Here is a 24,059-nt window from a genome sequence, read left to right as displayed (position 1 = left end):
CATTATTACAACCGGAAGCAGGTAATGCTATGAATCATCAACTCCCCGCATGGCTCTTGAATTTTAAAATGAATGATACGGAATCTGACACGCCACTTTATTCCCAATTGCTTGAAACGATGAAACAGGCCATTCAAAGCGGATCGTTGAAGGCTGGTGATCCGCTTCCCTCCGAGAGCCAACTTTGTAAATGGCTGCAAGTAAGCCGTACCACCATCAGACTTGCCATGGATCAGCTCTCGGAACAAGGACTTATTGTTCGCCGGAGAGGTCGCGGCTCCACCGTCGCTTCACCGAAGTTACACCGAACGTTAGACCATCTGTATAATTTTACGGAAGACATGCTAGTTTTACAGGCTGTTCCGGAATCCATTGTACTCGAGAGCATCATATTTTCCGCAGGTTTAACCATCGGCAATATGCTGAATCTGCCTTATGATGAGCAAGTTTTACGTCTAAGCCGGATACGAAAAGCAAATGGAGAACCGATTCTTCTTGAACATACGTATCTTCCCATGACCAAGTTTCCATCTTTGGAAACAGTCGATTTCACCTCTCAATCGCTGTACCGTCTGCTACGCGATGAATACCATGTCCAGATGGGACACGCTACCGAAACCTACGAGTGTGTCAGTTTGTCCAAGGAAACCGCCAAACTGCTTCAAACCGCTGCAGGCAGTCCTGCCTTCCATGTGAAGCGTATTGCTTTTACCAAGTCCTGTATTCCATTTGAATATACGGAATCCTTCGCCCGCGGTGACCGGTGTATATTCCAAGCCAAGTTGACTTCCAATCAAGATTCGGTAGACTTCAAAGGTGCTGTTCGGTATCATATCGAGTAATAGCAATGGCTGGATTATCCCATCCCCTCTGTTCCGTCGGTTAACACTGTCTTGCTTCATGGAATGCATAACTGATTCTAAGTTCATGAAGCAGCTCTACAAACGATTTGCCGGTAAGTTAGTGGTAAGCATTGGAAGCTAAACGTTCAACAAACAGGCTACCGATGGTATTATGTACACTCACAAGGATAAACGGCTTACGCGGTCCTTTGGACGAGCGCGTTTACCGTAGCGGAATCAGCCAAAGTATAAAGTGAAAACCTTTACTTTCTGATGTAGTAAAAAAAGAACTCTCCAGACTTGGAGAGTTCTCACATTTATTCAGCGATCCTTTAGGAGAGTTTATCATTGAAGCAAATCGTGTATTTATCGAGATGCAACATGTGTCCAAACCTCAGCGGATAGACGTGATCTATTTTATGTAATGTTATGTAACAAATCAAGATATGATGGTTGTCGGAATAAAGTGGATTCTGTGTAATCGGAACTAGATTTTATACAGAGGGAGCAGAGAATGGAAACGTTCACAATACAAGTCGTGGAGCCGAACAATGAGCATTTGATCGCATTGATTGCGAAACTGGACGATTATTTATATTCGTTGTACCCTGCGGACGAAGTGTTTGGCGTTGATTTGGAAGGGGCCAAGGTTAACGAGATGGTATTCGTCCTCGCTTGTTGTAACGGTGTGGCTGCCGGCTGCGGGGCTTACCGTCCTCTAGACGCACAGGCTGCCGAATTGAAACGGATTTTTGTAGATCCTTCGTTCAGAAATAAAGGAATTGCGTCAAGTATCTTGTCATTTTTGGAGCAGGAAGCGGCGCGGGCAGGATTTAGATCCTTATTCCTCGAAACCGGGCCTATGCAGCCCGAATCGATAGCGTTGTACAAGAAATTCGGATTTATCGATATCGATCCTTTTGGAGAATATGTGGATTGCCCCAGCAGTATATGTATGGAGAAAAAGCTTCTTTGACAATCCCATGAACATCCGAAGAACAACATCAAGACGCTTGCCCTCGGTTTCGAGAGCAGGCATTTTTTTGCTTGGAACTCCCTGCCGTGCAACATTTTATCCGGACATCGCGTTTAGGAGATTGAGAACAGCAAATATGGAGCCTTAGCTCAAAGGTTTGTTCTCTTACATAAGGTTATAACAGGAGGTATGTGACATCATGAAACCATTCAAAGTACTCGGGACTGTCCTGGCCGGCGCGCTGCTGGCAACCAACGTCGTGTCCGCTGCTCCAGGCGAGTCTGCGACGGTAAAACCGCTGCCGATTTCCGCTCCTGCTCCGCAGGATTCCTACGGCGGTCTTAAGTTTGTTCTCGTGATCGATGGAAAAGGATTCTCTCCCGAAGAGAACCCAATATACGTAGGCGCTAAAAATCAAATTATGGTACCGATTCGCGCTGCAGCCGAAGCGCTTGGCTATAAGCTGACCTGGAAGCAGGATACCCAGTCGCTGGAACTGGTTCAAGGCAACCAATGGCTAACCCTTCAGATCGGACAAGACAAATACAGCTTTGCCAAAATGCTTGTTCCGCTCGAAGCGGCGCCGGAATTAACGAATGAAAAAACGTATGTGCCGCTGTCCTATTTCGAAAAGGTGATGAAGCTTCAAGTGAAGGTGAACGCGACGGGTACGATTACTATCCATTCCAAGAAGCAAGAAAGCGAAGAACAGGTTTTGAACACGACCAAGCAAGGAACGATCACAAGCATCACCTATCGCGATAAAGGCGGAGAGATCGGCCTTAACGGCTATGGGCACGGCGTCCGACTGAACATTTCGGGCGAAACGGAAATCGTATCCGACAATAACCAGAAGCTGACGCTTGCCGATTTGCAGCTGGGCGTGTTCATTGAAGCGGAGCATGGTCTGGCGATGGCCATGAGCATGCCGCCGATGACCCATGCGAAAAAAATTATCGTGAAACAGAGCTCTGCCGCGCAGCAAACTTTAGGTACGGCAGGCGAGATCGAGGAGATTACTTCTTCGGCTGAGGGGACAACGCGTCTTACGATCAAAGGGAATAAGCTTAGCGACGGATCGCATGACACGGTAGTCCTGAATGTGGCAGGGGATACACCTGTGATCGGAACGAAGGATAATCAACCGGTTGCCGCAGATCAGCTTAAAAAAGGCGATAAAGTGTATGCCTTCTATGGTCCGATCTTGACCAAAAGCTTGCCGCCAATCGGCCAAGCCGTTAAAATCGTTGTCGAAAACTAAGTTTAGGCTCCCGCCCGGGAGCCTATTTTTTTGGCCATCAGTCGAGGGCGCTTAGCGGGGGGAATGCAGAGAAGCCGATTCTCTGCTTAGAGAGAACCGGCTTCCCAATGTTTAAAGCTTCTTGCTCACAAAGGCCATACCTATCGCTAATACGAGAAAATAGATAGGCATGGTTAATAACGAACCATCGTGAAGATAGCTCATCCCGCTGGTAATCAGGCTGACCACCATGTAATAGCCCAATCCGAAAATAGCGCCCGCGGTACCAAGGACATCGTCGTAATTGACGAGCGCCAGACTCAGGCAGTTAGGAATGGCCATACCGATTCCTAGCAGGAGGATAAAGATCGAAGCTACCATGAATGCCAATCCTGCTACGGAAGGACTCATGCCATAAAGTGCAAGAACGGTGAGACATACGGCCCCCGCCATCGTGACGAGGGAACCAAGAAAAATAATTTTTTCTGCCGGGACCCGGTTTAGCAGTTTTTTCGACAGCATTGCACCAATAATGGAAGACAGCGCCACGAAAATTCCTAAAAAACCAAACACACCCGGACTCATGTGAAAAAACTCGATAAAAATGAACGGGGCCTCGGCGTAGTAACTGAACAGTATGCCGTTTGATGCTCCTATGAGAAAACCGAATGCCCATATTCTTCTGTCAGAAATCAAGCGCTTAGCTACAGAAAACGTACGAATGCCGGAGCTCGTGGATACTCTTGTCTCGGGCAGAGAAACCATTGTGTACGTAAAAATGGCGACGCTCATCACAACCAGAGTGAAGAACACAGCTCTAAAACCGAACGCTTGATCGACCCATCCTCCAATTAACGGCCCGATGGCCGGTGTAAAGGCAAGTGCCGCAGAGATCTGAGCAAACACCGCATGACGCTTGGCTCCTTCGATACTCTCACGAAGTATGGTTTGAGTCACCACCGAGCCGGTGCTGGCGCCAAAAGCCTGAATGAATCGGCTTACTAGCAACCATTCAGCCGAACCGGACAGGTAACATCCCAAGCTGCCTAGGGCATAAACCAAGATTCCCCAAAGCATAGCGGGACGCCGCCCAATAGAATCCGAAAGCCTTCCCCAGCAAAAAACGCCAACGCCGAAACCGAGGAAATATATACTGAGTGTCAGTTGGATCGCATTGCCGGTTGTATGCAGGCTCTTCGCGATATCCGGTAATGAAGGTGTATAGATCGTTTCGCTAATTTGCGGAAAAGCCACAAGGACAATTAACAACAGTAATGATGGTGATGAGATTTTTCTTTGCATAGCCAATTCCCCCTATAATTCAAAAATCTCAATGGGCCGGCAAAGAAATTACGGGATAGGGGGTTTGCACTTACTTAATCTGGAAAAAGATAGCATTATTTTTTCACCTTTATTCTTTTATAGGGGGAAGTCTATAGTGCATTTTAGCAGGATTTCGGGAGTCTGTCGACAATTCTTGCTTTATTCCATCGAGGTCATGGGCTAGCCGTCAGCGGGAGCGATGTGAACGGGATATTCGCGGCCTCGTTTCAAACGCATTTAAGCTGGCTAACCGGTGGGGACTTCGGGCCGGAAGCGGGGCTGCTGGACACGGGAATGAGTGTTCTCGGTTTTATGGTATTGTATGCGTGGCGTAGAAAACGGCAGCGGCGTGCGACTTGAAATTAATGCAATTGGGTTCGTGTGAAGATATTGACGAAAGAACATAGGGAATCACTCTTTTTTTCAATGAAGAGAAGTAAACATCATCATCTTAAATGGAAGCGATCGGGAAATTATCTTGCGTCATTTTATGCATAACAAATATTAACTTCGTGTATAGTAAAGGCGAACGTATGCTATGAAGGAGGCATCTTGAGGATGAAAGAAAGTGACAAAGAGAAAGCGGCCGAGGCGAACCGGTTGAATTTTTATGACCAGACGGACGACGTGGTGAACGAAGTGCCTGCGACGACGGATGTAAACGAAGCCGTCGAGGCGATCACTTCGCATATCAATAAATACGATGTACCCGATGAGTTGGAGGAACAATAAGAAGATCCAAGCACGCACAGGATAATCCTGTCGCGTGCTTTTTTTAGAGTAAGAAAGTTTAACTTCATTCTCGAATCCGAAGGTTCAACGTTTGTCATTGCGAGCGCAGTGCTTTATCCATTCCAAATGTTTCGAAAAAAATTGCGGCCATACCAAATCTTTTTAGCCACATAGGCGATTCGGGCGGTGCTCGGGTACTTGCCGCAGGAGTTCGGTTTATACGGCAACTTATCCGGTTCCGAGTATCTCGATTATGTGGCGCTGATGAAAGGAATAACGAATTCGCGCAAGCGGAAAGAGGAGGTTGCTTCGCTGCTGGAACAAGTGAATATGACCGATCAAGCGAAGAAGCGGATGGGGAGCTATTCCGGCGGTATGAAGCAGCGGATCGGAATCGCTCATGCGATGCTCGGATCGCCGAAGCTGATTATGGTTGACGAACCGACGGCGGGACTCGATCTGGAGGAGCGGATTCGTTTTCGCAAGTGGCTTAATCAAATGGTCAAAGATCGTATTGTCATTTTGTCGACCCATATCGCGGCCGATATCGGCTGCAGCTGCGATCGGCTTGCCATGATGAAAGAGGGCCGAGTCGTCTACCAAGGCACGCAAGCGCAGCTGCTTGAACGGGTGAAGGGCCGGGTATGGACGGGAATGGTCGAGGAGACCCGGTTCGATATCATCAAACTGCACCTCAAAGTACTCTCCTCCCGGAAGACGGCTTACGGTCGGGAAACACACGTGTTGTCCAGTGATGGAGCCAAGCCCTTTGAAGGCGCGGAGCCGGCGGCAAGTGGGTTGGAGGATGCTTATATGGATGTCATGAAGCCGGAGGTGCCGCTGCCATGATTGCTATTTGGAAATATGTCGTCGTCGAATGGAAACTTATGTTCCGGGGATGGTTCGGTTTGATCCTGCTGGCCGTAACAGGCGGGGCTTGGGCAATCTCCCTGATCAATAACGCGTATGCGGATGATATCGGGTGGTATACCCTATCGAGTTCCTACAAGTTCATGTGGTTTATGTTTATGATGGCACCATTTTTGGCTGTATCGGCTGCGCGAAGAGATACCGCAGTGAAGATTCGTCCGATACAAGACGCTTTGCCCTATCGTTCCGTACAATTGATTGCGGCCAGACTACTCGCCTTGATTATTCCGCTGGGCGCGCTCTCCCTGCTGCCCGCGTGCTTTTACGCCTATCATGCTTTGCGTGCGGGAATGACGTTTTCCTCTATGTCAGCAGGATTATTTATGCTCGGCTCATTCGTCATTCCGACGACCTTTACGATCTTGCTCGGTTATTGGATCGGCACTTGGACCCGCAACCGCATCGTTTATTTGTACAGCTTGGCGATTGTCGCGGCTGTTTTGTTTTTGGCCAATGTTATTTTTCTCGAATGGATGCCGGCCCAGTGGACCTATTTGGCCGATATTGGATTAACCGACTTAACCCGGTTGGGCTTTTATTCGGAATTATGGGGCTTTACGGACGCTACGGCATACGGGCTTCTCCGTTTGTTCCATACCGCGCTGATCGTCCTCTTATTCGGAGGAATCGTGTACAGCGCGAAGAGGGGAAGAAAGGAAAAGAGTCGGAATACCGTCTTGTACCCGATTGCCGCCGCAGCCGTCGTCACAATGGTTATGAGCGTCCTCGGCTATGCGTCCATATGGAAGGAGCGTACCGAATCGTCCAAAGGGAATTTCGCATTTTACAGAAAGCTGTTTCAGGAAAATCCTTCGGAGATCAATCGAATTGCTGTCGAACGGTTTCTGGCAGGTGAAGAAGCGGACCCGAGCGTGAATCCACTGACGCAGCAGCATAAGAACATGCTCCTTCTGGGCCGGAAGTACGCCATGCTGACGGCACTCAAATACGATTTGAAGGTGAATATCGGGGAAAAGCACCTCATGGAAGTGCAGAGCGCGATCCAATTGCACCATGGAGGCCAGGAGGCAATTGACCGCTTTCCGCTGTCGCTCCGGCATCATTTCCAAATCCATGAAGTAAAGGTCGAAGGGATGCCGCAGCCTTCGAGTGGGAGCCCGAAGAGGATGTCGTATGGGTTGTCCCGGCTCGGCCCGTTCAGCCTCGAACGGTGGTGGAGACGACGATGGAATATGCAGGTACGATCAACGATTGGTATGATCCGCAAGGATCTGGAGGAATCGACGATTCCCTTGATGCCCATTGGGAGCGAAGAGTGTTTGTCGATTCGGATAAGCTGTTCCTGCCGGGATATTACGGATGGTACCCTTACCCGGGAACCGACAGGCTGGCCGAATTGGAGCAAGTACGTTTCGACGAAAGACTGTCAAGTCCCGTTGTGGATGAAGCCGTTAGAGAAAGCGAGCCTTACCGGCTGCCTGCCGAATTTCATGTGGAGGTTGAAGCGGGCGGACGGATGCAGCTTATCGCGAACGGGGAGCGGAAGAATTCCCAAGCGGCGGATGGGAGACAGCGTGTCGTATTCGATGCGTCGGGCGTTCGCGGTTTCAACCTCATTGGTGGGAATATGACCGAGTGGAGGGAATCGAATCACCAATCGACGGTTTCGATCGTTTTATCGAATCAGATTCCTCCGTCCCGGGCGAAGAGCATTGCCGGCAACCTGCTTGCACATTATGCGGAGCTATCCCAAATAGCGAAGATGCTCAATCCGGATGCTTTTTATCCGAGTCGCATACATTTCATCCGCGCGGATTATCCGGGCCGGGTGCAAAACGAATCGTTCAACAACCAGTTGCTATACAGATCGCCACCGATCAAAGGTGAATTTCTTAAACCGATCGATAGCAATGGCTTCTACTATTTGTCTTACCCGAACCATCCTGCTTCGATGACCTTTAACGGCTTGTCTTATTTCGACGAGGATCTTTTGCGGGCAACGGTTCTTGATGCAAACATTATGTCCGTCTCCTTATCTAAACTGGCCGGATATATGACGGAAGCGATATCGCAATCGATCAGGCATAACGGTAACGGGCAGGGCGAACCTTTGTTTATCCCGAGCATGCATAAATGGAACGGTGTGCCGCACCCGGTTTACTTGGCGATGAACAAAGTGTATGAAGCGTTCAGGAAAGCGCATTTTCCCGAGGCGATCCGGCAAATATACGAGTACGCGCGCCGTTATGAAGGAAAACGTTGAGATCGTATGGCACGCCGATGTCCAAGCTGGAGGCGACTTTCCCGGTCTCTCCGGTCGAGATGATGATGGGAAGGCTGGGCATCATCGTTCTGTATGATATGGTACTGGCTTTGACGGCAAGCGTCCTCTTATCGCTGACCGGTCAGACCGGTCCGTTGTTCGCATTTATCATCGGTTGGTTGGCGCCTTTATGCTTTTGCACCGCGCTGGCATTTGCCGCCATCGTCCTTTTTGGGCCGCGGATTGGAGCCGGTTTGTCGCTGGCGGTATGGGCGGCGCAATTAGCATTGAGGGACTTGCTCGGGCCTTTTTATTTCATGAGCGACACCGGTTATGCATTTTGGGGAAGCAGCCGCATGATCGCATTCGCGATAACGGGGATTCTCTTCTTCGTCGCTTGCCAGACAATCCGAAAAGGCGGGAAAGGGGATAATGGGCGATATGATCCGGCTTGATGTGCGCAAAGCGGCGTTCCGCCATTCGTCGTCGGCTCCTTGGGTGTTTGAAGGTGTGGAGTTTTCCTTGTCGCCGGGAATAAACGCTTTATTCGGCCCCAATGGAAGCGGCAAAACGACGATGCTCGAATGCATTGCCGGCATCCGGACATTCGGCAAAGGCGACATTCGCTTTACACTGCAGGATAGACAGCTCGGGGGCAAACGGTTTCGGGAACGGCTCGGCTACGTTTCCCAGCAATTTTCCTTATACGAGGAGATGAAGGCGGAACATTTTTTGACTTATACGGCGGAAATGAAGCTAATCCCGCCCCGCCTAATTCCGGACAGGGTTGCGGAGGTGCTGACGGACTTTGGCCTTGCCCGATTCGGGCAATTCCGCATCAAATCGTTATCCACCGGCCAAAGAAGAAGATTGTCGATCGCTCAAGCGATGCTCAGCGACCCGCATCTGCTGCTTCTGGATGAGCCTCTGGAAGGGCTGGATTTGGAAGAGCGGGCCCATGTGATGAATCTCCTGCACGAACATGCGAACGGCTGCATCATACTGCTGGTCGGTCATATGTTTATGGAGATCGAGGATTGGGTCGATCAGGTGCTTTTCTTGGCGGGTGGGGTCATGTCCGGGCCGAAATCGCCGCAGCAGTGGAAATCGGTCATGCTGCACGAGACGCTCGGCAATAGCAGGGCCGCGGAAATTCCCGCTGAGCGGTTTCCGACGTTGGAAGAGGTATACCTGGATTTCGTTAGCCGCCGGAGGCGCCTTGATTGATAGCCATTTCGGCGGCGTCTGGGGGAGCTTTTCTTTTAGGAAAAAGCTATCAGACTTAAATCTGATCATATGCCGACATCGCCATTACTGGTGATGTTTTTGTACGCATGGCAGCGTACTATGCTCAAGGGTGCAAGTCCCGACGGGAGAGCGGCCAAAGGCCGAAATCCAGCAGGCGATCGATGGGCACCTGATCTTCTGGATTACAGCGCATTGACCTCTCCTTCACCGTTCATGCCGCGCAGTACGCTGCTCATGACCAAGCTCGGGATGAGCGTGGATAACAGAGTCCGTGCGCTTCGCACTATTACGCCTGGCATCGGTACCTTCTACGACTTCTTCCGGAGGCTTTGGCGGGCGGTAACTCCGCATAAGTCGGGGTGCACGAAACGCCGCTGGAAGAAGCTAAGAAGCAAAACCAACAGATGTTCGTGTGGCTGAAAGAATTAATAGCCGCTAAATGCATCACGATTTATATAGATGCATGAGAATAAGTGCGTATAGTTTCCATGATGGAACAATCTTTCTCCAGTGTTTGAATACCTCTATCGTCTTCTTTACCACACATACCTAGATGAAACCTTCCTCCAGTTCCTGGTTCTATATAAAATCCTTTCTCGAAAATAATTCCATGGGAATATCTTTCATTGTGTAATTTTGAACAAACGGTGCAATAGTACATGCGAACTCACCTCTTCTTATGAAAGTAATTCAAAACTCGTAATCCGAGAGTATAGGAAACAATCCAATCCCCTAATATCCAGATATGATGAGAACTAATACACTTTTTTGATTTTCACCACCTCGCCTTTGAAAACAGCATATAGTAAAGTGTTGAGATGTGTGCAAGTCCATTGAGATTACATTGAGAAAATTGCAACGTTTGAGCTAAATGCGACACCGTAAGTCGTAAGAGGTTTTTACAATTTGAAATGGGATGATGAGCACGATACAAATTTCTTGTATATTTCAAAACATTAAACAGAAGGAAATCAATTTGATTCATGATGATTTCCGTGAACGTCAAATAGGCCCCACCTAGCAGCGGAAGCCGTAGTGCGTGTGTGGCAGCAGGCGGGTTCAAGTCTCGCTGAGCCTTGGACTAGGGGTTTATATCCGAACTCGGGGGTAACGCCTCGAGGGTCAGCGGAAATTTTTTTTGCCGGAGGGCAGGGCGTCTACCGCGAGGCAGAAAGGTTGAGTCTGCACTATGGAGACGAAGGCGTTATATTCGGTTACCGCGACGGAGGCTATGCATCGAATCAGTATGAAAAAGCTTACGGTTTACCGGCGAGTGAAATAACTCTCCATCTGGCATGTTATTGCGGATAAGTTTTATAAAAGCGAAGGAGCTGCCGCGACAGCCCCCTTATTGTTTTATGGAACATCTTCACCAAAACCGGTGTTTTGTTCAGATGGGCTTTATCGATAACTCAAAATGCGTTGATTGCGGAAGCTGATAAAAAATTTAAAAGCATGAAAATGAGCTAATTTCTCTTAGACTAATTCCAAAGACCACCCAAAACCTACCGGTCCACCTATAACCAGTAACCGAAACGCGTCCAACAAAGGTTGGAAAAAACCAGAAACGGCTCCCATTCGTAAGCCAAACAAAAGTGTTTCGAAACAAGCAACGGGAAATAGCTCGGGGGTCAACAGCAAAAGCAGAAATGGGCGGTTCAAAAGGTGGAGGAGGGGATACAGGCCCCTGCTGCCCAATCGTTCCAGGCGGTGGTCCAGGTGGAGGCAAAAACGCCATTTTATTTCACTCCTTTTCTAAGGTGGGCTAATGTAATATATGCAGGAAGGTATTCTTTGGGTTACAATACCTATATTTATCGCGGTGTAAAATCATTTGTTCGCCAGCAGGCACAGTGAGCGGCAGGGAGACAAAATACATCTTCATTTCTCAGGCATTTATCTGATTCTGTCTCCTAACTGCCCAAAATAGATGTATTGAATATATTTTTCAAAGAAGATTTTCACTATAATGTGAACATATCAAGCAGAGCATTTGTGGCAACTTTAAACGAAATCTTGCTGTTGATATCTTAAAAATGGATTCATTAACCGAGGAGGATTCTAATGTCTACAGTTTTATTTGTAAAAGCAAATTTCCGTCCAATCGAACAGGCTGTTAGTGTAAAACTTTATAAGGCTTTTCTCGATAGTTATAAAGAGTCCCATCCTGAAGATCTGATTATCGAGCTTGATCTGTTCTCAGAAAATCTACCTTATTATGATGCAAATACACTTAACGGTATTTTTAAATTGGCGACAGGTATGGAATTGAATTCAGAAGAAAAAGAAGCTACAGAAACTGTGAATAAGTATCTAAAACAGTTTCTCGAAGCTGATAAGGTTGTATTTGCGTTTCCTCTATGGAACTTTACCGTACCTGCTGTGTTACATACGTATTTTGATTATTTATGTCAAGCGGGTAAAACTTTCCGATATACTTCAGAAGGTTCAGTTGGTTTACTCTCTGACAAGAAAGTAGCACTCTTAAATGCAAGAGGTGGTGTCTATTCTGAAGGACCTAAAGCCTCTTTGGAAATGTCCGTAAACTATGTAACGAACATGATGAATTTTTTTGGTATAAAAGACCTTACAACAGTTATCGTAGAAGGTCACAATCAGTTCCAGGATAAAGCGGTAGATATTATTCAAAATGGAATTGAAAGAGCAGCTAGAGCGGCAGAAACCTTCTAATATGTTGGAAGAGATTCAAAGATCAAGTACACGATTTGTAGTAAAAGTGCTCAACTCTGTGGGGAGAGTTGAGCACTTTTTTCGTTTTTCAACCGATGTATTTCTTAATTGGTTATCTCTTGAAGAAAAATATTTAGACACTACAAATCGGCCTATGAGTAATTATCTGCGACAGCAGCATTGAGGAGTGCGATAGAACGGTCAAGGTTTTCTTTCAATGTTTTCTTGTATGCTGCCGCTGCTGCACGGCCATCATCAGTAAACGTGTAGTAAACGACTTTTTGACGAGGGCCGATGTGCCGTTCATGCCGGAGAATCATACTTTCGTCGGCCATTTCGTGAAGAGTACGGTAAACTTCTGAATGGTGTGGGCTAAAACCAAAAGGCTTCAGACGAGAAGAAACAGCTTCGGTGATCTCGTATCCATATGCGTTTTGGTCGATATAATCAATGCAATACAGCTTTATAATAGCTTTTAACGCGACAAGAGTTCCTTGACGTGCCACAATGCATAACCTCCAATATGTGATAATTACATCGTGTGCTAAATCCACATATTGATTTTAACACAGAAAACCTTACGTTTCAACCGGGTTTCGAACTGTTAATTTAATGTGAATTTATCACATAGTGTATTTATCACATAGTGTATTTATCACATATTTAGTGACACAAAGTTGTCAAAATTCTTGAAAGGGGACACGCCTTCAAAAGTATGAAATGCATGAAGAAATTTTAGGGAATCGGAATAGCTACAGTAAGACAACGGTCAGCTCAAGCCGGAAAATAACCGCAATGTACGAAAGCTAAAGGGATCATCGTGAAGAAATCAAAGTTAAGTATGAAGTATCTGCGATTAAAGAATCAGGCCCGTGAAAAGCTCTGTAGCGAAGAAGGCTAGCCTGTGTGGGGATATCAAGAAAATATACATATTAAAATCATTATACATATTCACAAAACTCGTATTTTGTACATATGTCAAGAATCCGGTTAAATCCCTTGTCACTATTGAATTTTCATATAACAACCCCATTTTTTAATCAGAATAAAAATAAGTTCTGATAAGTTAAATCACCGAAGTTAAATCACCGATCGGAATGGTTCCAATCGGTGATGCGATGATTTTCAATCATTCTGATTTTTGTTTGTCCTTCGTTTGCTGAACATTTATTTCAGATACATCCCAGCTCATCAATAATTTCTTTTACAACTTCATGCTCATCAAAATGAATGGTTTAAAAATCTGATATGTCTCATGACCCTTGCCTGCCAGGATTATTATATCCTCGGGTTTGGCATTTATGATAGAGTATTTGATAGCTTCCCTACGGTCTACAATTGCTATAAATTCAGCACCTGTCTTTTTTATACCTTCTTCAATTTCCCTGATAATAGCGTAAGGCTCCTCCGTACGGGGATTGTCGGAAGTGATTATGGTAAAATCCGCGATCCTTCCGGAGATTTCACCCATAAGCGGCCTGTTTATCCTATCCTTGTCACCACCACAACCGAATACACATACCACCCGTTATATATGCTGAATCTTCCAGGCGCGCTTACTTTAATCCTTCTCTCCCCCCATGGACTCAGAAGGTCGAATTCAACATAACTTTTATTGGATACAATGTTTAATCATTCAAGGGTTTTCGGAGTTCTTTTTTTAGAGTCAAATCTGCACAGGGCTGGTCTTCATTTCATAGATTTTTTGGAGCGTATGGACACGCTTCGTCTTCTCGTCATCGTCCTCTGTGTGGAGATACCACTCCACAAGCCTGTACCCGAATACGAGAAGGATCAGCTCGTAGACGCAATGATCGGCGATAGGGGATACATCCGCATACTCCGAAAAGCCTTTGTAATACGCGGGGACACATCGCTGGTAGTATTCGACCATGTGATCGATATCCGCTTCATCCGCAATCAGGCTTGCGAGGTCCTCGCCAAGGTAGCCCCATCCGGATGTATCCCAGTCGATGAGGGCGATTTTCCCGTCGGCATAGATCAGGTTGGTCACCCAGAAGTCCCGGTGGCATAGCACGAGGGGCAATTTTTCGATGCGGGCGAGTATCTCGTCTGTGTGCTCATCGATGTCGATGAGCATTTGCCGCACGTGCTGCGGGAATTCGCAGTCCTCCGAGCGTATATAATCGTAGACGACCGGCCATGACCGGTAATGCAGATACGTATTCTTCATGAAATCCGCATGGCTCAGGTTGGTCAGGCTCTGTAGCACAGCGGGCTGCTCCGCATACAGCTTGCCTTGATAGCATCCTAACTCCAGCGCGGCCTGTTCATACATGTCACCGGTCAAGTCTAAACCGGTTACGCCATCGATAAATTCCAGCCACAGCTGGAATTTATTTTCTTCGGCATTGATCTCGGCGTGATAACATGTCGGCCAGCGGAAGGCATCCGAGAACGTCGCTCCCAAGTCAGACGCATAGAGATCATATTCCCGGCGCCATGAACCCGGATCGCCGTAACGCTCCCATTTCTTCTGGATTTTCAGAACGATTCGGTATGGCAATTTTTCTCCATCCGCGGTTTCGGCGATCCCCGTTACCAGGTACACATTTCCCACAGTTCCGCCCTGTAACGGCATGGTTTGGCAGTCGGCCGAGATGATATCCTTCTTGAACCTTCGGCTTAAGGCATAGATCAGCGCTTCGAATTTAATATTCATTTCTTCCATCCTCCGTTTCTCTTCGTTTGCTTGCTCCACATGGCGATCGTTTTGTTTCGAGCCCTCTTGTCGATGAGCTAGTATCATGTCAGTCCCCCACCCCGAATGTTAAACTCCACCAAAATAAAGTCACTACCAAACATGATAACAAATAATTTAGGGGAAGGCTGGTAAAAGACAATTATTGTTAAACTCTCCTGCCCGATTTGAACAAACCAAAAAGAAGCTGCGGCATAAGCAGCTCCTGCATTAAAGTTCCCCAATAGTTCCCCCCCACCCATTAGAGAGTGAGAGATTAGACCTGAGAATTATTCAAGTTTAATTGTGTCGCACCATCAATAATTAAGCACACTTATGTCGCGCTGATGCGACATAAGTGTGCTTAATTATTATAGACAAATATGCAGTTTTCCGATGATTTAAATTGAGTAGTTTTGTGTCGTTGCACAGTTACTGCTAATGTGTCATTTTTTCGATTCGTACTACGTGAACTTCTCAAATTCGTTTTTCAACCAATGCTGATTCTAATATGCAATATATTGTTCCATCCGAATCAGCAAATCAACCAACTCTGGCTACATTCAAGTGTTTGTCCACGAGGTCGCTCCCCTTCCGTTCAGCAGATGTTTGGTCATCTGCCTACTCCCGTACTACGAGAACGTCTGCATTCTCTGCCATGTCTACAACTTCGGCGAAGCCTTATATACAGCCATCCTTTCCAGGTGAGCAGAGAACCTCACGGGGTCATCGTATCTTCCTTCTGAACATACCCAGCACCTTCACTTGATAAGCCACCGCCCTCCGTCTGGTTCATTGGACAACGATTTTTTTTCGCCGACTTATCCTGCCGCTGCGTGCTTCACGCTTTCGCATTTGGGTCTGCTCATCCGCCTGCGGGTCTCTCGATTGTCCGCATCTCCTTCAGACAACTACCTCGCGATATTGCCCTAGATTAGGCTTCCCAAATCGCACCAGAGCGCTTGAGGAGGGACTTTCACCCTCGATAAATCATCTTTCCAAGCTCTCGGTTCGTGTTTACCTATGGTAACGTAACCGCTGCTTTTAACGGATTACTCGTAGCGATTAACTCGCTACAGTTACGACTGCCCGTCGCACATAAAAAATCCGCAATTTCTGCGGATCATAATCGGACTATATTCTTGTCATCCGACAATAGAAGCGTCCCTCTCTGAAAGTGCGGCGATAATTCCCTTCGGATCAATGACAGATTGCTCTGTTCCAACTCCAAAATGTACGTAGCATTTGGCTGAAGGACATTTGGACTGTATAACTTCTTTAATACTGAGTCCTTGCCCGAGTGCTCCTGCCAAATGATGCTCGCGCCCCGTCCAATACAATTTTACAAATCATTGTTACGGCAAAACGGCCTCCGGCTCACGATACTCCCTTCTCTCTGTGTGATGTGACGAGGATGTTCCACTCAAAAAACGACAGCCCTATATAACTTTCCAGAATTTCTTTAGCTCTAAACCTATACCGCAGCAGCTCCTTTAGCTACTATATTTAAGTCATTCTTGTTCTACAACAATGTCTGCGCAGTGAATAATGAGTTCAGACATTCCTTCGCCCGAAAACAGGATATGGACTTCATAGCCGCAATCCGTACGATACAGCTCATTATAAATCCAATAGCTGCCCACAATGTGCTCGTCTTGTCTGATGATTTTGTCGACTGCATCAAATGTAACCTTGTTATTGTTGGTAAATCCGCCTCGCGTGTCCAGTCTCATAACCATCTGCTTGCCGGACGTAAGCTCCGTCACTGTGCAATCGTGAAAACCGAATTGGCTGCGGATATGTTCGGGAATGTTCTCCGCTTGTTGTGCCTGCCTATATTCATCCAAGACCAGCATCATGTGCTTTTCATTTTCTTTGCTCATTTGCTTCAGTTCGCGCAATACCTCTCTCGTACAGTAACCCAGTACAAACACCCGCATATCCGCAATGCGTGAGGATAGCTCGCCCGGAAGTTTATGAAACGCTTCCTTATATGCCCATTCCTGAATCTCGCTGAATTCTTCCTTACATTTCATTTTATCAAAAGGAGGCCGGGCATCGTAAGCGGCAATTAATTGCTGTATCCGATCCCTTTCTTCAGAAGACATGTGATAGTCCATTGTATCCTCTTCACCGATCTGATCCCCATTCAAAAATTTATCGAGAGCCACAATTTGCGCGCCATCCTGCTCCAGCATAAACCGGGGATCGACGTCGTAAACTTCGCGCCTCTGACTAATAAATTCCTTTTCCTTCTTTTTATAGAGCTGCAAATAAAGTGCTTCGTCATGTTCGTAGGCACTCTTGTGCGCCCTCATGCCAAAATGAAGTCCTGTCCGCTGGCATAATTCATACCATTCTTTTGTCAAATATTTCACAGAAACACTCCTTCATTGGCCTCCATTGGCCCGATCCCTTTAGCGAGACTGCTTCCTGTTACTCTGCCTTCTCGTAGCGATTATTCTGCATTGCCTGCTCGATCCATTCCTCAATTTCATGCTTAGGTAACAGGATGTTGCCTCCAAAAGCATTATTCTTATGAAAGCCCCAATCTGCATATACTAGCATATGGTACTGACTATCTGTTTGTTTTACGAGCCCCCATACGCCAAGATCCCCTTCAGCGCCTGCACTGATAAATAACCATTTCCCATAATGGTAGATGTACGTGTTCCTGAACATCTTAAAATCATCCAAATACCCCTGGCATCCATTTCGGGCCGGAAAACGATTATCAAAATCTTGAATCATCCATACCTCTAAGACCTTAATTCGCAGCCACGCTTTACAATCATTCCGCCCAAGCACACATCGATGGAGCACTGAACAAAAGAAGACTGCTCAATTTCTTCCGGATGAGAATCCCACCCATTGAGACTGGAAGGAGATTACTTCTTGTTCCATCTGTTTCAACTCCACTCTATAACTACTTCTTCTATGGCAATATCAATGTCATAGCGCAATCATATAACCCCCTTCAGATTGTGGCTTATAACATACGAAAAAGCCGTGGAAGTACTCGCTGCCTGTTTGTAGGTAATTCATCTGCTACTCCCGTTTGATTAACTCCAACCTTTTCGTTAACAACTGTTCATCATCTTTAACATAGTTGCAATGTTCATACGTTTTTATTGCAGCGTTATTTTTGCTACCTGTCAGTACCTTCATACTTTTTACTCCACGTGTTCTAAGGTTTTCTTCCAGACAAGAAATTATTGCAATTGCAATTCCCCTTCTTCGAGCAGCTTCTTCTACATATAATTCAGTAATTTCCCCATATGGTTCTTCATAACAAAATGAATAATAACTTTGAGCACAGCCAAAACCAACGATTTTACCACTAACCTCTGCCACGGCGATTAATTCGTTATGGTTTCTACTCAGATGTTCAACTATCTTAGCTGGAGGTCTTTGTTCACCTCCGTTAAACTCTTGATTTAGCCTCGAAAGTTCCTCCGCATCGGTCAGAGTTACCAGCCTTACACATAGATCTGGATATATGTTAATCACCTCATCATTCGGGATGTGTTTACATATTCTAGCACATCTACTCAGCTAATTGCTACGCGGCGGCGTTTATAACAGTCAATCCTTAAATTACTCCAATTTCTCGAACCCCCAGTTACTCTACCTATACGCCGGACGGTATGTCGCTCTACCAATACGGCGATAAAACGTACTTGGTGACCGCCAATGAGGATGACGCGCGTGCGGATTGGAACGACGGAGGAAAGGGTTACAGCGAAGAAGTGCGCGTGAAGGATATCACCGCCAAAATCAAGCTGGATGCCGCCAAGCTCAAAGGGTTTACTAAGGAGCAGCTTGATCTTATGAAAACGGACGGGACCTTTACAGACGACAAAAAGCTGGGAAGACTCCAAGTTTCGAATGCCGTCTATAGCGTGACCGGTGCCGTTTATTACGACGCTCTATATGGTTTCGGAGGCCGCTCGTTCTCGATTTGGGATGCTGACGACATCCAAGCCGGGCCTGTCGGCGATGCTTTCGAGCAGATTACGGCTCAGTTGCTGCCCGTATATTTTAACTCGGACCATGAAAGCGTCAAGTTCGACAATCGGAACTCCGGCAAAGGTCCTGAACCGGAAGACGGAAAAGTTTGTGGGACCGATTCGACATCTCCCTCCTGCTTACCCAGTCCGGCATGATGAAGCGCGGCGGAACGCTGTCCTGGCTGATCTGCTTCCTCTACGTCATGGGGCTTGTCAGCAACTGGACCAGGTTGAAGATCTAAATGAGCAGGATTACTATGAAATGTATGATGAGATTTATGAATTCAAGACCAGGGAGTAACAACAGGTGGCGGGAAGGAAACATCCGGTGGCGATTTTCCATTTATATACTTTAAATGGTATTTTAAGTGTGAAATTTGTTATTCCGCTAGTTGGTGGTAGGTGTTCCGCCTCGTAAAAGGGGAGTTTTGTGTCAATCTCCTTGTAAAAGGGTACTTTTGTGTCACTGTACATTATTCTTCCAGACTTTTCCCCCACCCCGGCCGCAATCAGCGCCCGACTCAACGGCCGCACGGCAAACAAGCCGACGTCTGCTGTACCGACATCAGCTTGCCGCGAAGACTGCATCCATCTATTTTTTTATATCGAAATATTTGACAAGCTCGTCCAGAAGTAGGTTGGCCGCCTTATACCCTCCCGCTGAGTTCCAGATCGCTTCGTCGACCTGCACGACTTTGTTCGTCTTGGCTACATTCAAATTTTTAAACAGCGGGTCGTTTATCCATTCTTGCACGAGTTTTGCAGCATCGGTTTTGCCCGCCGTCTTCGTGACGAAGTAGAACAGCACGTCCCCATCCATGCTCGGAATTGTCTCCTTGGACATCACCTCGATGAACGAATCTTTGTCCTGTGAAGCGGGACGGGCGAATCCAAGCTGGCTCAAGAGAACACCGGAGAACGTCTGCTTCTGGTAGATGCGCACCTGTGAGGCGGAGAAGCGGGCGACGGACACTTTCGTAGCCGCCTTGCTGCCAAGCTTGGCCTTCACGTCGGCAACCCGCATGTCAAACGCAGTCATCGCCTTCTCCCCTTCTTCCTTCTTGTTGATCGCGTCCATGTACAACTTGAAATTAATTTTCCAGTCACCGCCCAAATCTTCCGCGAATACGGTAGGTGCAATTTGCTTCAGCTGGCCGTATATTTTCTCCTGTCTCGCCTTATTGCCGATAATGAGATCTGGCTTCAAACTCGCGATCAGCTCGATATTCGGCTGCAGCTCGTCGCCCACGACGGCGACATCATTCATCTCATTCTTAATATGATCGTACCATGGGTTACCAATCCACGATTGCACCGCACCGATCGGCTTGACGCCTACGGCCAACAGCGCTTCCGTTCCTTCGTTCGTCAGGATGACCACGCGCTTCGGCGTCCCTTTGACGGTTTCTTCCCCCATCGCATGTTTGATGATCCTTGGCGAGTCCGCTTCCGTACTGCCCGCTCCCGCCGGAGCGGTCGCCGTCGCGCCGTTTTTGGCAGCGCCGGCAGCGCCCGGATCTGTACTGATCGTTCCCGCCGTACAACTACTTAACAGCAAAATCATGCAAAACAGCAAGGAGGCGGCGAATGATGCTCTAGTCCTTCTAAGCACGGGTAAATCTCCCTTCCCGATATAGTGATAATGATTATCATGATCACTATATCGTTGAAGCCATATCGCAGCAATGGGATATGTGGACACCGCAGATGGATTATTTCGACTTGAGCTCGCGGCCTGGGCAGTCTCTTTGAAAGCTGTCGGGGATACGCCCGTACACTTCTTGAACATGCGGCTGAAGTAGTAGCTGTCCGAGTAGCCGACGCTCTCGGAAATTTGCTTCATTGTGCACTCCGTGTTCAGGAGCAGCTCCTTCGCTTTGTCCATGCGGACTTGTATCAAATAATCGATCGGACTCGTCTGCCAGCTGTTTCTGAACATTCTCAGGAACTGTCGCGGATTGCAATCGAGCATGTCCGCAAGCGATTCGAGCGTGATCGGCTCCTTGTAGTGCTCATGAATATAGCGGATCGCCTGGGCAACAGGGTCCGGTCTCTGCGCTTGCACTGACTGACTTGCCAGCTGCTGCAGCAGTTCGTGAACGAATTGGTAGAAGAGCGATTTCACATGCAGCTTCTCCAGTTCATCCGTCCGTTCCCATGCCTTATACATCGCCTGCGCCTTGTCCAACATGGCGATCGGATCGTGAGGAGTGAAGCTGAACTGCAGCTGGAACGGGTTATCAACTGCTTCCCATAACGCAAGCAGCTCCCGACGGCTCGTCAGCGGCATTGCGGCTTTGTACAGAATCAAGTAATAGTTCAGCAGCTCTTCAGCCATCAAATCGAGGCAAAGCCCTTTGCCCCCATGCATTAACTGGAAAGGCTTCACCTCGCTCTCAGCGCCGTCCAGCCGAATGCGCCCGCTCCCTCGGGTTACATAAAGGAAAGCGCTGGCCGGCAGCTGGTAGGAGCTCAGCACTTCTCCTTGCTCTAGACTCGTATGCCGCACATCCATAATCCGTATGGTAGCATAATTCCACAGAATCGTATGGTCGTTAAGTTTCATCCGTTACGTTCCTTTCTCCGTTAATTCGGCTAACCGTCCGTCATTCCGTTCAGCCGAGGACCTGAAGATGCATGCGGCCTGCCGATTCCCTGATCAGCTCGACATCGCTATCCATATAATAAGCGGGCGTTTCCACGCCTACCCTTCGGTAATTGTCGTCTTGGAGATTAACGCCTCCAATTGTTGATAATGGTTATCATTAGGATCTAGTGTAAATGAAAAGAAGAAGCTCTTCAATAAATAATTGAAAAGCTCTCCCGTATGTGGACTGTCTGATCCGTTAAACTCCCGGTTCGTAAAGAACTTGAAGACCAGTTGCTTGCTCGTCATCCTTGACTGGAAAGGATGGAGAACGTCTACCTCACCACAATCGTAACAAACCACTTATACGATTTTACCTTGAAAACACAAAGAAGGTGTTAATTGACCTAACACCTTCCCCGTGAACTGCCTAACTTTTAATTTCCATGAAATGGACTTTGGAGCCGAGAAATCGATTGCTTTTGAAAAATAAGTAATACTCGAACTGCTTATTAATAAGGACGAGTGGGATCTATTATTGAATGCTGAAGCTTTTCTATGTAAGCATCAAAAGCATCTATGCCTTCTTGTAAAATTATACGTGCTTCTTTATGAGTAATTGGTATAACCCACAAGACACTAATTATTTCTTCACCTATTTTTATTTCTTCTAAATCCTCACTTTCTCCTCTTAGTTCATCAATCAAGAGGGCTTTTGTAGTCCAGTTCTCTGGTGCGAGTGCGCTCTCAGTCATTACTCGTGGTATTTCCGAAGCTTTTATATTTTCAATATTATGGGCAATTAGGTCGCAGAAATATGAGAATATGCGATCAATGCTTTCTTGTCCCAAATCTGGTTTTAAAGCTAGCATCCATTCAGTCTCAGTAGGTTTTCCAGTTTTTCGAATGGAATTAGATAGGCCGACTGTTGCGAATCTTGCAGGAATTTTATCATTAATTGATGGGAAATAATATATCTCAATATATACGCCAATCTCCGGTTTTGTCATTATGACTCTATATTCTGGCATAGTCCATTCTTTAATATATAAATTAAGAATTATTGTTCTTCTGATGTCGAAGTCCAGAATTTTTTCTTGGCTTGACTCTCTATTGATTTGCACATCCATCACCTTTTTTCTTTATTGGTCTTCTCTCAGTTTAAAGTTTGGGCCGGTATCGCGCTCGACGGCGGCGAATCTCTCCAGATCTCTAGCCCAACTAACTAACTCTTCATCTTCAAAATTATATGGATTTTTGTAAATATTGGAGTAATAGTATATGCTCCAAAGAGAGGATAGCGTTATCCTCTCTTTGCATGTGATTTGCTTCCAAAATTTCTAGCCAGCTTTGCACGTATTGCGCCGATTCAAATCGATAATCTCGTTAATGCCGTATTCGTCGAACTTATCCAGCAGCGGGTCGCTGCCGTGCTTCAACTTGAAGTCCATTTCTTCCGAATAGAGAGGGACGATGGCATAGAAGTGTACGGTCCGCCCATCCTCCATGTCTAGCGAAAGAAAATCTTCGTTCACTTCAAGGGGAGGCAGCAAAATGATTCCGCTCATTCCCGTTTGCTGCGATAGCGGTTCGGCCGGATCTCCATTAGGTATCATATGCCCCCAGCCTAGCCAAGTGTCGTAATCATGAGGAAAACGGGCCAACATTTTCAGCCATCGAATAGGCCAATAGTGATCCGGATTTTGTAAATCTTCTTGCGAGATCCGCCAATCCGGCGGCAAGCAGATCATCAATTCCGCGTATTCGTAGCCTTCCGCTCCTTCTGGCGTATTCATGGGCATAAAGCTCATGCCCGTTGTGAATAAAGTATACTAATTGCGTTCGGGAGTCGGTTTTATGAAGTGGACGTCAATATGAACGACATCCGATAGGATTTCGTGGAAAACGGAATCGACTTCCCCGATATGCTGGCGTAACCTCTCCTTTGCTTCTTCAATTTTCATCTAATTCATCATACCATAATGTCTATATACAAGGGATAAATCCCATCTCCCCAATATTCTTCAAGCCCTTGGCTACGGTAGGCGCTCGCGAGCCCCCGTTCGGGACTTTCACCCTAGAGATGACGCCCATGCTGGGCGTACAACAAAAGAGCGCCGACATCCGTCGCCGCTCTTCTCAAAAATATGCCGTGAGTTAAACATTATCGGGATACAACAAAATGTTTTTCGGTCACTTTTCCCGGTGTTGTAACCCTCACAACCGTCTCACCTTCAGAATACGCAACAGCGTAAATTTTTAATATCTTGAACCAAATATGGGGATATATGCTAACCGATGTGCCTGATATGACTTCAGTTTTAATCGAAGTGTCTCCTGGGAATTTAGCAAAAAGATATAAACTTTCTCCCACCTTGAGGTTTATCCATTCAACATCTACACTTTGATCCTGGCTCTGTACAGTTTGCTTTACGTTTGACTCTGCTGCAGAAGCAACTCCTGATGCTAACGAAAATGTTAAGACTGCGCAGAGAAGTAGTTTGCCTATCCGTTTCATAAAATACCCCTCCCAGATATTTGTTTCACCTATATTT

General features: G+C 46.8%; 24 protein-coding genes and 1 pseudogene. 12 read left to right on the top strand and 13 right to left on the bottom strand.

The window, feature by feature from the left end; genetic code table 11:
* The first annotated feature begins 29 nt into the window (after positions 1 to 29).
* The 3 genes from BLO51_RS15910 to BLO51_RS15900 all read left to right on the top strand — a co-directional run bounded on the left by BLO51_RS15910 (position 30) and on the right by BLO51_RS15900 (position 3,079).
* Positions 30 to 842 carry a GntR family transcriptional regulator gene (locus tag BLO51_RS15910; protein WP_167670230.1) on the top strand — a complete coding sequence of 271 codons (813 nt, stop codon included), beginning with the start codon at positions 30 to 32 and terminating at the stop codon, positions 840 to 842.
* 514 nt (positions 843 to 1,356) lie between these two features.
* Positions 1,357 to 1,818 (top strand): GNAT family N-acetyltransferase, encoded by a 462-nt coding sequence (locus BLO51_RS15905; protein WP_090673446.1) that lies wholly within the window; start codon positions 1,357 to 1,359, stop codon positions 1,816 to 1,818.
* Between the two features lie 199 nt (positions 1,819 to 2,017).
* On the top strand, positions 2,018 to 3,079 hold the full coding sequence (locus tag BLO51_RS15900) for a copper amine oxidase N-terminal domain-containing protein (RefSeq protein ID WP_090673445.1): 1,062 nt from the start codon (positions 2,018 to 2,020) through the stop codon (positions 3,077 to 3,079).
* Positions 3,080 to 3,190: 111 nt separating this feature from the next.
* On the opposite strand, the gene BLO51_RS15895 is transcribed toward BLO51_RS15900, so the two are convergent.
* Positions 3,191 to 4,360: a multidrug effflux MFS transporter gene (locus BLO51_RS15895; protein WP_090673443.1), complete on the bottom strand. Its 1,170-nt coding sequence runs from the start codon at positions 4,358 to 4,360 to the stop codon at positions 3,191 to 3,193.
* A 222-nt stretch (positions 4,361 to 4,582) separates the two neighbouring features.
* Between BLO51_RS15895 and BLO51_RS29260 the strand changes: the two genes are divergently transcribed.
* The 7 genes from BLO51_RS29260 to BLO51_RS15870 all read left to right on the top strand — a co-directional run bounded on the left by BLO51_RS29260 (position 4,583) and on the right by BLO51_RS15870 (position 9,494).
* Positions 4,583 to 4,741: a hypothetical protein gene (locus BLO51_RS29260; RefSeq protein ID WP_167670229.1), complete on the top strand. Its 159-nt coding sequence runs from the start codon at positions 4,583 to 4,585 to the stop codon at positions 4,739 to 4,741.
* Between the two features lie 198 nt (positions 4,742 to 4,939).
* On the top strand, positions 4,940 to 5,113 hold the full coding sequence (locus tag BLO51_RS29255) for a hypothetical protein (RefSeq protein WP_167670228.1): 174 nt from the start codon (positions 4,940 to 4,942) through the stop codon (positions 5,111 to 5,113).
* 186 nt (positions 5,114 to 5,299) lie between these two features.
* Positions 5,300 to 5,962, top strand: coding sequence for an ATP-binding cassette domain-containing protein (locus tag BLO51_RS15890; protein ID WP_167670227.1), 663 nt, complete (start codon positions 5,300 to 5,302; stop codon positions 5,960 to 5,962).
* A complete protein-coding gene (locus tag BLO51_RS15885) occupies positions 5,959 to 7,635 on the top strand; it encodes an ABC transporter permease (RefSeq protein ID WP_090673440.1) in 1,677 nt (558 codons plus the stop codon). The genes BLO51_RS15890 and BLO51_RS15885 overlap by 4 nt, the downstream gene beginning before the upstream one ends.
* Positions 7,632 to 8,267, top strand: coding sequence for a hypothetical protein (locus tag BLO51_RS15880; protein WP_090673438.1), 636 nt, complete (start codon positions 7,632 to 7,634; stop codon positions 8,265 to 8,267). The genes BLO51_RS15885 and BLO51_RS15880 overlap by 4 nt, the downstream gene beginning before the upstream one ends.
* Positions 8,264 to 8,722 (top strand): hypothetical protein, encoded by a 459-nt coding sequence (locus BLO51_RS15875; RefSeq protein ID WP_090673437.1) that lies wholly within the window; start codon positions 8,264 to 8,266, stop codon positions 8,720 to 8,722. The genes BLO51_RS15880 and BLO51_RS15875 overlap by 4 nt, the downstream gene beginning before the upstream one ends.
* Positions 8,700 to 9,494, top strand: a complete 795-nt coding sequence (locus tag BLO51_RS15870; RefSeq protein WP_090673435.1) for an ATP-binding cassette domain-containing protein — start codon at positions 8,700 to 8,702, stop codon at positions 9,492 to 9,494. Before BLO51_RS15875 ends, BLO51_RS15870 begins: the two co-directional genes overlap by 23 nt.
* 472 nt (positions 9,495 to 9,966) lie before the next feature.
* Here the strand turns inward: BLO51_RS15870 and BLO51_RS15860 are convergent, their stop codons facing one another.
* The gene (locus BLO51_RS15860; RefSeq protein ID WP_090673432.1) at positions 9,967 to 10,176 is read right to left on the bottom strand and encodes a DUF3973 domain-containing protein; all 210 of its coding nucleotides are present in this window, start codon (positions 10,174 to 10,176) and stop codon (positions 9,967 to 9,969) included.
* A 1,403-nt stretch (positions 10,177 to 11,579) separates the two neighbouring features.
* Between BLO51_RS15860 and BLO51_RS15850 the strand changes: the two genes are divergently transcribed.
* The gene (locus BLO51_RS15850; protein WP_090673429.1) at positions 11,580 to 12,206 is read left to right on the top strand and encodes an FMN-dependent NADH-azoreductase; all 627 of its coding nucleotides are present in this window, start codon (positions 11,580 to 11,582) and stop codon (positions 12,204 to 12,206) included.
* A gap of 152 nt (positions 12,207 to 12,358) precedes the next feature.
* Here the strand turns inward: BLO51_RS15850 and BLO51_RS15845 are convergent, their stop codons facing one another.
* The 7 genes from BLO51_RS15845 to BLO51_RS15815 all read right to left on the bottom strand — a co-directional run bounded on the left by BLO51_RS15845 (position 12,359) and on the right by BLO51_RS15815 (position 18,417).
* Positions 12,359 to 12,712 (bottom strand): helix-turn-helix transcriptional regulator, encoded by a 354-nt coding sequence (locus BLO51_RS15845; protein WP_167670226.1) that lies wholly within the window; start codon positions 12,710 to 12,712, stop codon positions 12,359 to 12,361.
* 698 nt (positions 12,713 to 13,410) lie between these two features.
* Positions 13,411 to 13,731: a glutamate ligase domain-containing protein gene (locus tag BLO51_RS15840; protein ID WP_217266747.1), complete on the bottom strand. Its 321-nt coding sequence runs from the start codon at positions 13,729 to 13,731 to the stop codon at positions 13,411 to 13,413.
* Between the two features lie 141 nt (positions 13,732 to 13,872).
* Positions 13,873 to 14,889: a phosphotransferase family protein gene (locus BLO51_RS15835; RefSeq protein WP_090673507.1), complete on the bottom strand. Its 1,017-nt coding sequence runs from the start codon at positions 14,887 to 14,889 to the stop codon at positions 13,873 to 13,875.
* An 83-nt stretch (positions 14,890 to 14,972) separates the two neighbouring features.
* Complete coding sequence (locus tag BLO51_RS29250; RefSeq protein ID WP_090673424.1) at positions 14,973 to 15,152, bottom strand: hypothetical protein; 180 nt, start codon at positions 15,150 to 15,152, stop codon at positions 14,973 to 14,975.
* Positions 15,153 to 16,418: 1,266 nt separating this feature from the next.
* Positions 16,419 to 17,285: a DUF4085 family protein gene (locus BLO51_RS15825; RefSeq protein WP_090673423.1), complete on the bottom strand. Its 867-nt coding sequence runs from the start codon at positions 17,283 to 17,285 to the stop codon at positions 16,419 to 16,421.
* Positions 17,286 to 17,343: 58 nt separating this feature from the next.
* Positions 17,344 to 17,658 carry a hypothetical protein gene (locus tag BLO51_RS15820; protein WP_174551260.1) on the bottom strand — a complete coding sequence of 105 codons (315 nt, stop codon included), beginning with the start codon at positions 17,656 to 17,658 and terminating at the stop codon, positions 17,344 to 17,346.
* 297 nt (positions 17,659 to 17,955) lie between these two features.
* The gene (locus BLO51_RS15815) at positions 17,956 to 18,417 is read right to left on the bottom strand and encodes a GNAT family N-acetyltransferase (RefSeq protein ID WP_245719689.1); all 462 of its coding nucleotides are present in this window, start codon (positions 18,415 to 18,417) and stop codon (positions 17,956 to 17,958) included.
* 86 nt (positions 18,418 to 18,503) lie between these two features.
* Between BLO51_RS15815 and BLO51_RS15810 the strand changes: the two genes are divergently transcribed.
* Positions 18,504 to 19,073 (top strand): choice-of-anchor I domain-containing protein, encoded by a 570-nt coding sequence (locus BLO51_RS15810; RefSeq protein WP_425415813.1) that lies wholly within the window; start codon positions 18,504 to 18,506, stop codon positions 19,071 to 19,073.
* A gap of 436 nt (positions 19,074 to 19,509) precedes the next feature.
* On the opposite strand, the gene BLO51_RS15805 is transcribed toward BLO51_RS15810, so the two are convergent.
* The 4 genes and pseudogenes from BLO51_RS15805 to BLO51_RS15785 all read right to left on the bottom strand — a co-directional run bounded on the left by BLO51_RS15805 (position 19,510) and on the right by BLO51_RS15785 (position 24,022).
* Complete coding sequence (locus BLO51_RS15805) at positions 19,510 to 21,483, bottom strand: ABC transporter substrate-binding protein (RefSeq protein ID WP_090673420.1); 1,974 nt, start codon at positions 21,481 to 21,483, stop codon at positions 19,510 to 19,512.
* 533 nt (positions 21,484 to 22,016) lie between these two features.
* Positions 22,017 to 22,634, bottom strand: a complete 618-nt coding sequence (locus tag BLO51_RS15795; RefSeq protein WP_245719688.1) for a suppressor of fused domain protein — start codon at positions 22,632 to 22,634, stop codon at positions 22,017 to 22,019.
* A gap of 210 nt (positions 22,635 to 22,844) precedes the next feature.
* Positions 22,845 to 23,324: pseudogene (locus BLO51_RS15790) on the bottom strand (suppressor of fused domain protein); the annotation flags it as partial.
* A gap of 344 nt (positions 23,325 to 23,668) precedes the next feature.
* Positions 23,669 to 24,022: a hypothetical protein gene (locus BLO51_RS15785; protein WP_090673415.1), complete on the bottom strand. Its 354-nt coding sequence runs from the start codon at positions 24,020 to 24,022 to the stop codon at positions 23,669 to 23,671.
* Between the last annotated feature and the right edge of the window lie 37 nt (positions 24,023 to 24,059).

Source organism: Paenibacillus tianmuensis (genome assembly GCF_900100345.1).
Taxonomy (GTDB): Bacteria; Bacillota; Bacilli; order Paenibacillales; family NBRC-103111; genus Paenibacillus_G; species Paenibacillus_G tianmuensis.
This window is presented reverse-complemented; position numbering and strand designations above follow the sequence as displayed.

Excerpts from the sequence above, each read along its gene's own strand:
- BLO51_RS15910 (WP_167670230.1), top strand. The coding sequence starts at position 30 with ATGAATCATCAACTCCCCGCATGGCTCTTGAATTTTAAAATGAATGAT.
- BLO51_RS15905 (WP_090673446.1), top strand. The coding sequence starts at position 1,357 with ATGGAAACGTTCACAATACAAGTCGTGGAGCCGAACAATGAGCATTTG.
- BLO51_RS15900 (WP_090673445.1), top strand. The coding sequence starts at position 2,018 with ATGAAACCATTCAAAGTACTCGGGACTGTCCTGGCCGGCGCGCTGCTG.
- BLO51_RS15895 (WP_090673443.1), bottom strand. The coding sequence starts at position 4,360 with ATGCAAAGAAAAATCTCATCACCATCATTACTGTTGTTAATTGTCCTT.
- BLO51_RS29255 (WP_167670228.1), top strand. The coding sequence starts at position 4,940 with ATGAAAGAAAGTGACAAAGAGAAAGCGGCCGAGGCGAACCGGTTGAAT.
- BLO51_RS15885 (WP_090673440.1), top strand. The coding sequence starts at position 5,959 with ATGATTGCTATTTGGAAATATGTCGTCGTCGAATGGAAACTTATGTTC.
- BLO51_RS15880 (WP_090673438.1), top strand. The coding sequence starts at position 7,632 with ATGACCGAGTGGAGGGAATCGAATCACCAATCGACGGTTTCGATCGTT.
- BLO51_RS15870 (WP_090673435.1), top strand. The coding sequence starts at position 8,700 with ATGGGCGATATGATCCGGCTTGATGTGCGCAAAGCGGCGTTCCGCCAT.
- BLO51_RS15860 (WP_090673432.1), bottom strand. The coding sequence starts at position 10,176 with ATGTACTATTGCACCGTTTGTTCAAAATTACACAATGAAAGATATTCC.
- BLO51_RS15850 (WP_090673429.1), top strand. The coding sequence starts at position 11,580 with ATGTCTACAGTTTTATTTGTAAAAGCAAATTTCCGTCCAATCGAACAG.
- BLO51_RS15835 (WP_090673507.1), bottom strand. The coding sequence starts at position 14,889 with ATGAATATTAAATTCGAAGCGCTGATCTATGCCTTAAGCCGAAGGTTC.
- BLO51_RS15820 (WP_174551260.1), bottom strand. The coding sequence starts at position 17,658 with ATGATTCAAGATTTTGATAATCGTTTTCCGGCCCGAAATGGATGCCAG.
- BLO51_RS15805 (WP_090673420.1), bottom strand. The coding sequence starts at position 21,483 with ATGAAACTTAACGACCATACGATTCTGTGGAATTATGCTACCATACGG.
- BLO51_RS15795 (WP_245719688.1), bottom strand. The coding sequence starts at position 22,634 with ATGGATGTGCAAATCAATAGAGAGTCAAGCCAAGAAAAAATTCTGGAC.
- BLO51_RS15785 (WP_090673415.1), bottom strand. The coding sequence starts at position 24,022 with ATGAAACGGATAGGCAAACTACTTCTCTGCGCAGTCTTAACATTTTCG.